Below are 10966 nucleotides of genomic sequence, written 5' to 3' on the forward strand. Positions count from 1 at the left end.
TCAAATGGGAATGTTTCTCAACTGAATGGCACGAATAGGGAAATTTTGCTATATTTCCCGCTGTCGACATTATGTTCATACAACATGCCGTCTAACGAAGATGGTTTGTTTTTCAAGGAAAATCTCAATGAGCGAATATCTGTTTACTTCCGAATCGGTATCCGAAGGCCATCCGGATAAAGTTGCCGACCAAGTGTCCGATGCGATTTTGGATGCCATCTTGGCTCAAGACCCCAAAGCTCGCGTCGCGGCGGAAACCTTGGTCAACACAGGCTTGTGCGTATTGGCGGGCGAAATTACCACCACTGCCCAAGTGGACTACATCAAAGTCGCACGCGAAACCATCAAACGCATCGGCTACAACTCCTCCGAGCTGGGCTTTGATGCCAACGGCTGCGCGGTCGGCGTGTACTACGACCAGCAATCCCCCGACATCGCCCAAGGCGTGAATGAAGGCGAAGGCATCGACCTGAACCAAGGCGCGGGCGACCAAGGTTTGATGTTCGGCTATGCCTGCGACGAAACCCCGACCCTGATGCCGTTTGCCATCTATTACAGCCACCGCCTGATGCAGCGTCAAAGCGAATTACGCAAAGACGGCCGCCTGCCTTGGCTGCGCCCTGATGCCAAAGCCCAACTGACCGTGGTTTACGACAGCGAAACCGGTAAGGTAAAACGCATTGATACCGTCGTCCTGTCCACCCAGCACGATCCTGCCATCAGCTATGAAGAACTGAGCAAAGCCGTGATCGAGCAGATTATCAAGCCCGTTCTGCCGTCTGAAATGCTGACTGTCGAAACCAAATACCTGATCAACCCGACCGGCCGCTTCGTCATCGGCGGCCCGCAAGGCGACTGCGGTTTGACCGGCCGCAAAATCATCGTCGATACCTACGGCGGCGCGGCTCCGCACGGCGGCGGCGCGTTCTCCGGCAAAGACCCGTCCAAAGTGGACCGTTCCGCCGCCTACGCCTGCCGTTATGTGGCGAAAAACATCGTCGCCGCAGGCTTGGCAACCCAATGCCAAATCCAAGTTTCCTACGCCATCGGCGTTGCCGAACCGACTTCGATTTCCATCGACACTTTCGGCACAGGCAAAATCAGCGAGGAAAAACTGATTGCGCTGGTTCGCGAACATTTCGACCTGCGCCCCAAAGGCATCGTCCAAATGCTCGACCTGTTGCGCCCGATTTACGGAAAATCCGCCGCTTACGGACATTTCGGCCGTGAAGAGCCTGAATTTACTTGGGAGCGCACCGACAAAGCAGCCGCATTGAAAGCGGCCGCGGGGCTGTAATTTGGTCTGAGTAAAGAAATGCCGTCTGAAACCGAACTGCCTCTGGAGGCGGTTTGTGTTTCAGACGGCATTTTTGCAGCCTTTTGCAGCCTTAATGTTGCGTTACAATCGGAATTCTCGGTTCGTAGAGCAGGTCGTAGGTCGGCTTGTTGAGTAGGTCTTGCAGCGTAAAACCGTCCAGATACGTGAAAAACGACTTCATTGCACCGCCGAGTATGCCTGTCAGACGGCAGGACGGTGTAATCAGGCATTCGTTGTTCTCGCCCATGCACTCGACCAACTGCATCGGTTCGAGATGGCGGACGACCGCGCCGATATTGATGCGTTCGGGCGGTGCGGCAAGCCTCAGCCCGCCGCCTTTTCCGCGTACGCTGTGGAGGAAGCCGCCTTTGACCAGCGCGGTAACCACCTTCATCAGATGGCTTTTGGAAATGCCGTAGGTCGAGGCGATGGTGGCGATGTTGACCAGCGCGTCGTCGTTGACGGCGGTGTAGATGAGGACGCGCAGCCCGTAGTCCGTATGTTGTGTCAAATACATGATTTTCTCGGTATGGATCGTTATTCTTATCGGTACGGTTTAAGTTTCACGGAAAATACCTTAATGGTTGAAACCCTGTCCGTCGGGGCGGTAGAATGCAGCCTGTCTGCGGCGGTATGCCGTCTGAAACATCCGCGCTACTGTTTGATAATTTGTTATTGTAACCTAAATTTATGAAACCGTTGAAACGACATTCCACCCTTGTCGGGCTTTCGCGCGAACACCACCACTCGCTTTCCCTGTGCGTGCGTCTGTTGCGGACGCCCGGGGCAGACCATCGTGCCGAACTCGAGCTGCATTTTGCCGAACTGGAAATCCATTTCTGTGAAGAAGAAACCATGTTTGCCCCAATTTGGCAAAATATCGCGCTTGAGTTGAAAACCCGTTTTGAAGGCGATCACGCCAAACTGCGGCAGATGATGGCAAGCCCCGAATACGGTAACGCGGCGTGGAATATCGCTTTTGCCACAACCCTGCGCGACCACGCGCGCTTTGAAGAACGCGAGCTGTTTCCCGCCGTCGAACCGTTTTTGCCGGCATGATTCCGTTTTGCGGCAAATATATTAATGATAAACAAGGAACACACATGAAATTTACCAAGCACCCCGTCTGGGCAATGGCGTTCCGCCCGTTTTATTCGCTGGCGGCACTGTACGGCGCATTGTCCGTATTGCTGTGGGGTTTCGGCTACACGGGAACGCACGAGCTGTCCGGTTTCTATTGGCACGCGCATGAGATGATTTGGGGTTATGCCGGTCTCGTCGTCATCGCCTTCCTGCTGACCGCCGTCGCCACTTGGACGGGGCAGCCGCCTACGAGGGGCGGCGTTCTGGTCGGGTTGACCGCCTTTTGGTTGGCTGCGCGGATTGCCGTCTTTATCCCGGGTTGGGGTGCGGCGGCAAGCGGCATACTCGGTACGCTGTTTTTCTGGTACGGCGCGGTGTGCATGGCTTTGCCCGTTATCCGTTCGCAGAATCAACGCAATTATGTTGCCGTGTTCGCGCTGTTCGTCTTGGGCGGTACGCACGCGGCGTTCCACGTCCAGTTGCACAACGGCAATTTCGAGGGGCTGTTGGGCGGTTTGCAGTCGGGGCTGATTATGGTGTCGGGCTTTATCGGTCTGATCGGGATGCGGATTATTTCGTTTTTTACGTCCAAACGTTTGAACGTGCCGCAGATTCCCAGTCCGAAATGGGTGGCGCAGGCTTCGCTGTGGCTGCCTATGTTGACCGCCATGCTGATGGCGCACGGCGCGCTACCTTGGCTGTCTGCCGTTTTCGCGTTTGCGGCAGGTGTGATTTTTACCGTACAGGTGTACCGCTGGTGGTATAAACCCGTATTGAAAGAGCCGATGCTGTGGATTCTGTTTGCCGGTTATCTGTTTACCGGATTGGGGCTGATTGCGGTCGGCGCGTCTTATTTCAAACCCGCTTTCCTCAATTTGGGCGTGCACCTGATCGGCGTGGGCGGTATCGGCGTGCTGACTTTGGGTATGATGGCGCGTACCGCGCTCGGTCATACGGGCAATCCCATTTATCCGCCGCCCAAATCCGTTCCGGTCGCATTTTGGCTGATGATGGCGGCAACCGCCGTCCGCATGGTTGCCGTATTTTCTTCCGGTACCGCCCATACGCACAGTATACGCACGTCGTCGGTTTTGTTTGCCCTCGCGCTTTTGGTGTATGCGTGGAAGTATATTCCTTGGCTGATCCGTCCGCGCTCCGACGGCAGGCCCGGTTGAGTAAAACCGCCGCAGATTCCCGGTCTGCGGCGGTTTCGGTTTGGGCGCGATGCCGTCTGAACATCAATTCTCATCAGACCGGCCGTCGCGCGTGGCTTTGGCTTCTTCAAAATAGCGGTACAGGGAGGGGCGGTCCCGGTTAAGCAGGATGGTTTCCAAAGTGTCCAACTGCCTGCCCAAACCCCGAACCAGCTCTAACAGGTTGTCCCTGTTGGCAAGGCAGATGTCCGCCCACACGGCAGGGTGGCCGGAAGCGATGCGGGTAAAGTCCTCAAAGCCCGTGGCGGCAAATTTCAGATACGCCTTTCCGTCGGGGTGGTCGAAAAGCTGGTGGACATAGGCGAAGGCGGCAAGGTGGGGCATATGGGAGACGGCGGCAAAAACCGCATCGTGTTTTTGCGCGTCCATCGTATAAATTTCCGCCCCGACGGCGCGCCACAGGTTTTCTATCAATGCGATGCCGTCTGAATGTTCGCCGTCGTGTGGCGTGATGATGAGTTTTCTGTGGCGGAACAGCCCGAACTGCGCAGCTTGCGCACCGCTTCTGTCCGAACCGGCAATCGGGTGGGCGGCGATGCAGTGGTGCAGGCGGTCGGGCAGACAGCGGCGGAAGGCTTCGATGACCGAAGATTTGGTGCTGCCGACATCGGAAATCCAAGTGTGTTCCGGCAAAATGGGGCGCAGCGCGGTCAAAATGGCGGGAACGGTGGCGACGGGCGTGGCAATCAGTACCAAGTCCGCACCGCCGATGCTGTCCGCGTCGATGGCAACGGACGCCCGGTCAATCACGCCGCGTTCCAATGCACGTTCGAGGTTGTCGCGGTCGGTGTCGATACCGGTAACGGTGCGGACGAGTCCCTGCCTTTTGAGGTCGAGAACGAACGAACCGCCGATCAGCCCTACACCGATGAGGGCAATATGGTTCAAAATGGGCATTTGTGTAAAGATTTTCGTCAACTGCCGTTATGGTAGCGTATCGGCGGAATATGCCGCAAGGTCGGTAGGAAAAAGGAGAAGAAATGGACAAAATCAGAGTTGCCGCCGTGCAGATGGTTTCAGGATTGTCGCCGCAAAAAAATATCGAAACGATGGGGCGTTTGGTCAAACAAGCGGCGCAGTGCGGTGCGGATTGGGTGCTGTTGCCCGAATATTGGGTGCTGATGGGCGCAAACGATACCGGCAAACTCGCGTTTGCCGAGCCTTTGGGCGGCGGACGCTTTCAGACGGCATTGAGTGAAACGGCGAAAGCGTGCGGCGTGGTGCTGTTTGGCGGAACCGTGCCGCTGCAAAGCCGCGAGGCGGGCAAAGTGATGAATACGCTGTTGGTGTACGGACGGGACGGCGTAAGGACGGGTCTGTACCACAAAATGCACCTCTTCGGTTTTTCCGGTTTGGGCGAACGCTATGCCGAATCCGATACCATCAGCGCAGGGCGGGAAGTGCCGCACTTGTCGGCAGAGGGCGTGCCGGTGGCGGCAGGTATTTGTTACGATGTCCGCTTTCCCGAATTTTTCCGCCGCCAGCTGCCGTTTGACGTATTGATGCTTCCGGCGGCATTTACCCACACGACGGGCAAGGCGCATTGGGAGTTGCTGCTGCGCGCGCGTGCGGTGGAGAACCAATGTTATGTTGTCGCGGCGGCGCAGGGCGGATTGCACGAAAACGGCAGGCGCACATTCGGACACAGTATGATTGTCGATTCGTGGGGCGACGTATTGGACGTATTGCCCGAAGGCGAAGGCATCGTTACGGCAGACATCGATGCCAACCGCCTGAACAGCGTCCGCAACCGGCTGCCAGCCCTGAAACACCGGGTTTTGGATGCCGTCTGAACGCGGCAGGCGGTTTGTTCCGCCGCCCTGTTCCTTACCGCCCGAACCGCCCGCCGTCTGCGGCGGTAGAATCCGAACGGCTGCGGAAGCCGCCGCTTTCCGCCTGTTGCCTGATGTGCCGTCCCGCGTGCCGAGACAGCCGCACAAACAATTTTTAATCTGGATACTTTAAATGTTTTACCAAATCCTTGCCCTGATTATCTGGAGCAGCTCGTTTATTGCCGCCAAATATGTCTATGGCGGCATCGATCCCGCATTGATGGTCGGCGTGCGCCTGCTAATTGCCGCGCTGCCTGCACTGCCCGCCTGCCGCCGGCATATCGGCAAGATTCCGCGTGAGGAATGGAAGCCGTTGCTGATTGTGTCGTTCGTCAACTATGTGCTGACCCTGCTGTTTCAGTTTGTCGGGTTGAAATACACTTCCGCCGCCAGCGCATCGGTCATTGTCGGACTCGAGCCACTGCTGATGGTGTTTGTCGGACACTTTTTCTTCAACGACAAAGCGCGTGCCTACCACTGGATATGCGGCGCGGCGGCATTTGCCGGTGTCGCGCTGCTGATGGCGGGCGGTGCGGAAGAGGGCGGCGAAGTCGGCTGGTTCGGCTGCCTGCTGGTGTTGTTGGCGGGCGCGGGCTTTTGTGCCGCTATGCGTCCGACGCAAAGGCTGATTGCACGCATCGGCGTACCGGCATTCACATCTGTTTCCATTGCCGCCGCATCGTTGATGTGCCTGCCGTTTTCGCTTGCTTTGGCGCAAAGTTATACCGTGGACTGGAGCGTCGGGATGGTATTGTCGCTGCTTTATTTGGGTTTGGGGTGCGGCTGGTACGCCTATTGGCTGTGGAACAAGGGGATGAGCCGTGTTCCTGCCAATGTTTCGGGACTGTTGATTTCGCTCGAACCCGTCGTCGGCGTGCTGCTGGCGGTTTTGATTTTGGGCGAACATTTATCGCCCGTATCCATTTTAGGCGTGTCGATTGTTATCGCCGCCACGCTTGCCGCCGCCCGGCTGTCGCATCAAAAATAAAGTTGGGAGGCGGTGTTTGATGGTTGCCGGATAGGCGGAAATCTTTGCGCCGTCATTCCCGCGCAGGCGGGAATCCGGTTTTTTGAGTTTCGGTTATTTCCGACAAATTGCCGCAGCGTCGGATGCCCGGATTCCCGCTTGCGCGGGAATGACGAGATACTACTTAAATTTGCAATAGAATCTTTACAATTCATTTACAACTTATTGAATTTCAATATTTAAAAATTCACTGAATTTCAGACACGGCAAAGCAGGCATTCAAAAAATGCCTTTTTTCCTTTCAGGATTTACGCCGATTTGTAACGAGATGGATCGTAATCTTCGCCTTTCTTATGTACGTGATACGCAATGACAGCTAGTTTACGCATCAATGCGGCGATGATGACTTTTTTAGGCTTCTTCTTGGCTTCCAGTCTTTTGATGAAATCGGGAAATGCCCTTATGCGGTATGCGACCATGGCGGGCATGAATAAGGCGGCGCGTAATTTCCTATTGCCAAACTTGGTCAGTTTGCCTTTTCCTCTTACGCTTGTACCTGATTCTTTTTGTTGCGGGCTTAAGCCTGCGAATGCTGCAAATTTGTTTGATGTTTCAAATTTCGAAGAAGTGAGATATTGAAACAATACGGCTGCTGTCATTCTGCCTATTGCCGGTATGGTTTCAAGACGTTTCACGCCTTCTTTGCAATTAGGCTTCTCCGTCTGATATTTTATCTTCGCCTTTAAAACTTCAAGCTGTTCATTCATGGCTTTGATGATTTCTGCATATGCTTTGGCCGCTTCTTCATCTTTTGCCACCTGATAACGGTTTTTCATTGCCGCGCATTCGCTTTTGATTTGCATATATGCTGCGGTCATTCGTGAAAGCTTGTATTGGCCGTCCGTCGGCTTCTGCCTTTTTACAAGCTCGCTTTCTTTCGCCGACTGGCAATACTCCGCTATCAGTTTTGCATCCTGTTTGTCTGTTTTGGTTCGCTTGAATCTGCTTTCTGCATACTTGCTTATTTTCAGCGGATTTATTACGTAAACGCTGTAATACTGCGCGAAGTAGTCGGCAACGTCTTCATAATAGTTTCCCGTTGCCTCCATGCAGATATGCAGATCATCGCATCCCAAGCTTTTCAACCAGTCCGAAAACTGATCTAAACCTTTCGAATTGTTGTCAAACTTCGCCGAATATTCAGCATTGCCGACCATGGCGAATGCGTCAAATGTCAGCTTTGATATATCCAATCCTACAGCGTTACGCATGGGATTACCCTTATTTATTCAGAATCGTGTTCTTTGATACTACTCAATTTCACAAACAAGAAAACCGCCCGCCTATTCTCATCATCAAACTTTAAGTTTGTGGTTTATTCAGGCTGGACGGTTTCGGCAAAGGTTAGCTATTCCTTTGCCGTGTCTGATTTTATTAGGGTTACTGGTTTTGGTAAAGTTTTATTTAAAATACTCTATAAATTCAAGCCACTTCTTATAGGGCATATCGACATGGCTGTTTACATTAACAGGCATTTCCCACCTTTGAACCGTTATCAAAGCCACTTCTAAAACATCCGCTATTTCTTTCTGCGTTTTCCCTGAATTTTGCCTAATGAACTTTAAATTTCTCGGCGTGTAGCCTATCTCTAAATCGTTCATCATGATAATGATTTCCTTGCCCTTGTCCAAGCTTCTCCGGCTTCACGGGCTATTCGCGGCGCATTTTTGATTTGCTCAAGCGTGATGTTTTCCGGCTGACGAATCAATTTTCCGTCAAAAATGCCATCTGAAACCTTTTCAAACTTGACAACCCATCCTTCCTCATGCGTTGCGGTTTGTTGTTCAAAATCCACTGTCCAACGACGTTGCCAGTTTCTATTGGGGTGCGTCATATTTTTCCTTTCAAAAAAGCCGCCATATTTCAGGCGGCTTACTTTTATCTGTTTTTAATGATTTTTTCAATTTCTGAAATCCAATATCCGCTATGAGGTTTTTTCTCATAACCCTTGATGAGTTCGTCAGTGAGTTCAACTTCGCCATATTCTGTCAAAGTGCCAATCTCATATTGATGGCGGTACACTTTATAAGTGTTTCCGAACAAGTGTTCAAGATAATAAGAGCCGGTTTTGATAGTTTCCATTTTAATTTCCTTACCCCTGATAACCCGAGGCGCGATTTGCGCGATTGCGCTGTATCCATATGCGTATAATACTTCATATTATGTAGTATTGCAAGAAAATATTTCAATATTTTTATAAGTATGTGATTTTAAAAAGAACTTTCTAATTTACAACGCCACCGTCAGAACCTTCGGATACCTTCAATTCTTTCTTATTCGCCGCCATCTGCTTCACAACGGGTATAACTATAGGAACAAACTCAGACACTATTTTCGCCATTGTCTGCTCGATCTGCTCAATCAATTCGCTAAAAACGCGATATTCTTCTTCGCTTAACCCAACGGGAACGCGCTTATTTATTTTTTTATTCATATTAAATAATCCTTAAATTGAACTTTCTACTTTACGACTCCGCCGCCGATTCCTTCGAACGGTTTTCCGCGCTCTTCCCAGTTGTCATACATCAAGTTTTGTTGGGGCTTCCCGCCCATTGCAATAACTTTGGGCTTGTCATCTTTCACGGCAGCTTCTTTCTGCTCAACATTTTGCTGATTTTCTTCTTTATACGGATTGAAAGGCAATCCGTTTCTTGCGTAATCCTTGCACATTTCCTTTGTAATTTCCTTCAAGGGCGTTCCCTGTTGGGAATAACATGTGCAACCCGTTTTGCCGCCTTCTATGCATCCTGCTATGTATTCAAATGTTTTTACTTGTCTTACGCCGTTATAAATCGGCTTGCTTTCGGGTTTTTCCGGCAATGTCGGAACAAACATATCTGCGGTAAGGTTACCGTTGTTTACCGGCTCGCCTTCTGTTTTATCTAATGGTGCTGTCTGCTGTTCTGTTGCCGCCTGTTCTTCTGCTACGGGTTCTTCCTGTTTTTTCCCATAGCCGCTCAACATTTTATAAGACAAACCGACAAATAGCGGAATCAATAATATAATGACGGGCAATGCGTAAAACCATTTCGAACGCTTGACTTTATTTACCGTGTGAACTTCTGCGGATTCGTACAATTCATAAACTTTTTTGTCCAGTGTGTAGATACTGGAAAATGCACTTGATGCCATTTTTACGGGGTCATCCGCGCATACTTTCCATTCAAGCAGGGTACGCAAACCCATTTTATTGGCCGCAATGTGATAATGTCTTTTAACCAATGTTCGCAAGTTCTGATCTAAGAGTTTAGGACCTTGTGTCAAAACAAATATATCAATGCCCTGATGGCGGTGCGTATTCAGCCACTGGACATTTTCTGGGATTTTTGAACCTGCCGAACGTGCCGGCCATACGTCTTGAGCTTCGTCCACAATGACAATAGACCCGATATTTTCGGGCTTCTTTATCCATTCGTACATATCATGCGCCGATAGCTGCTCATCTGTCGATTTCGGCAGCTTTTTTGCGTCCGTTTCTATGTAGGTGTGCGGTATTTTCAAGCCTTTGATGTTCGTAAATACTTTACGGCGTATGCCGTTTTCATCCGGCTTAAACATTTCGTCATTCGCCATCATGGAAACCATTTTTAATGTTTTCCCTGAACCGGGCGTGCCGGTTATCAAACAGATTTCTGCCATTTATTTTTTCTTCCCGATTGAGGTTGCAAGTTTTGTCATTTGTTTGAATGACAGAATAAAGGCGATTGCGCCAAACAGAATATTAAGAACGGTGCCACCGCCGCTTATATAAAAGAGCTGCAACATTGCCTGCGGTGCTCCTGTCACGCTTTCCTGTATTGCGTGCTGAAACTTCGTAACCAGCCTGTCTACTCCTGCATAGGTCACGGCCATCAATCCCAATGCAGTCAATATACGGCCTGCTACGCTCATCAAGAGCGGAATCAATGCGGCCAACAATTTCATTCGCTACCCCTTTCTTAAAAGGCACGGTTGCCTCATTAAACAAATGTTTCTTAATCTGAAAGATTTTGCGCCGCATTCGCGGCGCGGCGGCGCTGTGGGGGACACCCCCCTCGCGCTTATCGCCAATCCCCCCCCGCTTTTTCCGGCTGTTTGCGGCTTCGCCCGCAAAGTGCGCTGCTTCGCCTGCCTATGGCCAAAGTTTCCGAAGCTGAACGCTTTGCGGGGGACTAGTCCCCCACACCCCCTAGTCTCACTTGCGACGCCGCGGGGGCAGGGGGACGGCGCAAAAAACGCGCGCCTTACCACCTGCCCCCCGGCAGAGTGTATTTTTTCGGCAGGGCGTCAAGGGGTATCCGTAAAGAATCATAAAGACGATAAAGCCGTCTTTACGATTCTTTACAGACATCCTCCCCTTGACTTGGGAAAGGTTGCTTAAGCCTGGCGGTGCTTCGCCTGGCTTTGCCCAGCTCTCCGGTGCTTCGCCTGGCTTTGCCCAGCTCTCCGGTGCTTCGCCCTGGCTTCGCCCAGCTCTCCGGCGATGCGCCTGGCTTCGCCCAGCTCTCCGGCG

At 51.8% G+C, this 10966-nt stretch carries 15 protein-coding genes; 6 read left to right on the forward strand and 9 right to left on the reverse strand.

The genetic code is table 11. The features are described from left to right. Positions 1-127: 127 nt before the first annotated feature. A complete protein-coding gene (metK, locus tag KEM39_RS00320) occupies positions 128-1297 on the forward strand; it encodes a methionine adenosyltransferase (protein ID WP_118997000.1) in 1170 nt (389 codons plus the stop codon). Positions 1298-1388: 91 nt separating this feature from the next. Here metK and KEM39_RS00325 read toward each other — a convergent pair whose 3' ends face one another. Then, positions 1389-1835: an Rrf2 family transcriptional regulator gene (locus KEM39_RS00325; RefSeq protein WP_118996999.1), complete on the reverse strand. Its 447-nt coding sequence runs from the start codon at positions 1833-1835 to the stop codon at positions 1389-1391. A gap of 173 nt (positions 1836-2008) precedes the next feature. Between KEM39_RS00325 and KEM39_RS00330 the strand changes: the two genes are divergently transcribed. Both KEM39_RS00330 and KEM39_RS00335 read left to right on the forward strand, forming a co-directional pair. Further along, positions 2009-2377: a hemerythrin domain-containing protein gene (locus KEM39_RS00330; protein ID WP_118996998.1), complete on the forward strand. Its 369-nt coding sequence runs from the start codon at positions 2009-2011 to the stop codon at positions 2375-2377. A 44-nt stretch (positions 2378-2421) separates the two neighbouring features. After that, positions 2422-3576 carry an NnrS family protein gene (locus KEM39_RS00335; protein WP_025457979.1) on the forward strand — a complete coding sequence of 385 codons (1155 nt, stop codon included), beginning with the start codon at positions 2422-2424 and terminating at the stop codon, positions 3574-3576. A gap of 63 nt (positions 3577-3639) precedes the next feature. On the opposite strand, the gene KEM39_RS00340 is transcribed toward KEM39_RS00335, so the two are convergent. Further along, positions 3640-4512 (reverse strand): prephenate dehydrogenase, encoded by an 873-nt coding sequence (locus KEM39_RS00340; protein WP_118996997.1) that lies wholly within the window; start codon positions 4510-4512, stop codon positions 3640-3642. A gap of 83 nt (positions 4513-4595) precedes the next feature. On the opposite strand from KEM39_RS00340, the gene KEM39_RS00345 reads away from it, so the two are divergent. The 3 genes from KEM39_RS00345 to KEM39_RS00355 are packed head-to-tail and all read left to right on the forward strand — an operon-like array spanning position 4596 to position 6435. Continuing rightward, positions 4596-5408, forward strand: a complete 813-nt coding sequence (locus KEM39_RS00345; protein WP_118996996.1) for a carbon-nitrogen hydrolase family protein — start codon at positions 4596-4598, stop codon at positions 5406-5408. Then, a complete protein-coding gene (locus tag KEM39_RS00350) occupies positions 5398-5580 on the forward strand; it encodes a hypothetical protein (RefSeq protein ID WP_118996995.1) in 183 nt (60 codons plus the stop codon). The genes KEM39_RS00345 and KEM39_RS00350 overlap by 11 nt, the downstream gene beginning before the upstream one ends. Continuing rightward, positions 5581-6435: a DMT family transporter gene (locus KEM39_RS00355; protein WP_118996994.1), complete on the forward strand. Its 855-nt coding sequence runs from the start codon at positions 5581-5583 to the stop codon at positions 6433-6435. Positions 6436-6722: 287 nt separating this feature from the next. Here the strand turns inward: KEM39_RS00355 and KEM39_RS00360 are convergent, their stop codons facing one another. The 7 genes from KEM39_RS00360 to KEM39_RS00390 form a co-directional block, all read right to left on the reverse strand. Then, positions 6723-7685 (reverse strand): IS110 family transposase, encoded by a 963-nt coding sequence (locus KEM39_RS00360; RefSeq protein ID WP_211709447.1) that lies wholly within the window; start codon positions 7683-7685, stop codon positions 6723-6725. Positions 7686-7874: 189 nt separating this feature from the next. Continuing rightward, on the reverse strand, positions 7875-8078 hold the full coding sequence (locus KEM39_RS00365) for a helix-turn-helix domain-containing protein (RefSeq protein ID WP_211709448.1): 204 nt from the start codon (positions 8076-8078) through the stop codon (positions 7875-7877). Continuing rightward, positions 8075-8308: a hypothetical protein gene (locus KEM39_RS00370; protein ID WP_211709449.1), complete on the reverse strand. Its 234-nt coding sequence runs from the start codon at positions 8306-8308 to the stop codon at positions 8075-8077. Before KEM39_RS00370 ends, KEM39_RS00365 begins: the two co-directional genes overlap by 4 nt. A 44-nt stretch (positions 8309-8352) precedes the next feature. After that, positions 8353-8556 (reverse strand): hypothetical protein, encoded by a 204-nt coding sequence (locus KEM39_RS00375; RefSeq protein ID WP_211709450.1) that lies wholly within the window; start codon positions 8554-8556, stop codon positions 8353-8355. A 142-nt stretch (positions 8557-8698) separates the two neighbouring features. Continuing rightward, entirely contained in the window at positions 8699-8908 is a 210-nt protein-coding gene (locus KEM39_RS00380; protein WP_211709451.1) for a hypothetical protein, read from the reverse strand. A 26-nt stretch (positions 8909-8934) separates the two neighbouring features. Next, positions 8935-10113: a zonular occludens toxin domain-containing protein gene (locus KEM39_RS00385; protein WP_211709452.1), complete on the reverse strand. Its 1179-nt coding sequence runs from the start codon at positions 10111-10113 to the stop codon at positions 8935-8937. Then, on the reverse strand, positions 10114-10398 hold the full coding sequence (locus tag KEM39_RS00390; RefSeq protein WP_211709453.1) for a DUF2523 domain-containing protein: 285 nt from the start codon (positions 10396-10398) through the stop codon (positions 10114-10116). Positions 10399-10966 lie beyond the last annotated feature (568 nt).

The sequence above is a fragment of the Neisseria sp. Marseille-Q1983 genome, from assembly GCF_018224585.1.
Lineage (GTDB): Bacteria > Pseudomonadota > Gammaproteobacteria > Burkholderiales > Neisseriaceae > Neisseria > Neisseria polysaccharea.

Bases quoted from the DNA above. Each gene is read 5' to 3' on its own strand.
- metK (WP_118997000.1), top strand. From the start codon at position 128: ATGAGCGAATATCTGTTTACTTCCGAATCGGTATCCGAAGGCCATCCG.
- KEM39_RS00325 (WP_118996999.1), bottom strand. From the start codon at position 1,835: ATGTATTTGACACAACATACGGACTACGGGCTGCGCGTCCTCATCTAC.
- KEM39_RS00330 (WP_118996998.1), top strand. From the start codon at position 2,009: ATGAAACCGTTGAAACGACATTCCACCCTTGTCGGGCTTTCGCGCGAA.
- KEM39_RS00335 (WP_025457979.1), top strand. From the start codon at position 2,422: ATGAAATTTACCAAGCACCCCGTCTGGGCAATGGCGTTCCGCCCGTTT.
- KEM39_RS00340 (WP_118996997.1), bottom strand. From the start codon at position 4,512: ATGCCCATTTTGAACCATATTGCCCTCATCGGTGTAGGGCTGATCGGC.
- KEM39_RS00345 (WP_118996996.1), top strand. From the start codon at position 4,596: ATGGACAAAATCAGAGTTGCCGCCGTGCAGATGGTTTCAGGATTGTCG.
- KEM39_RS00350 (WP_118996995.1), top strand. From the start codon at position 5,398: ATGCCGTCTGAACGCGGCAGGCGGTTTGTTCCGCCGCCCTGTTCCTTA.
- KEM39_RS00355 (WP_118996994.1), top strand. From the start codon at position 5,581: ATGTTTTACCAAATCCTTGCCCTGATTATCTGGAGCAGCTCGTTTATT.
- KEM39_RS00360 (WP_211709447.1), bottom strand. From the start codon at position 7,685: ATGCGTAACGCTGTAGGATTGGATATATCAAAGCTGACATTTGACGCA.
- KEM39_RS00365 (WP_211709448.1), bottom strand. From the start codon at position 8,078: ATGATGAACGATTTAGAGATAGGCTACACGCCGAGAAATTTAAAGTTC.
- KEM39_RS00370 (WP_211709449.1), bottom strand. From the start codon at position 8,308: ATGACGCACCCCAATAGAAACTGGCAACGTCGTTGGACAGTGGATTTT.
- KEM39_RS00375 (WP_211709450.1), bottom strand. From the start codon at position 8,556: ATGGAAACTATCAAAACCGGCTCTTATTATCTTGAACACTTGTTCGGA.
- KEM39_RS00380 (WP_211709451.1), bottom strand. From the start codon at position 8,908: ATGAATAAAAAAATAAATAAGCGCGTTCCCGTTGGGTTAAGCGAAGAA.
- KEM39_RS00385 (WP_211709452.1), bottom strand. From the start codon at position 10,113: ATGGCAGAAATCTGTTTGATAACCGGCACGCCCGGTTCAGGGAAAACA.
- KEM39_RS00390 (WP_211709453.1), bottom strand. From the start codon at position 10,398: ATGAAATTGTTGGCCGCATTGATTCCGCTCTTGATGAGCGTAGCAGGC.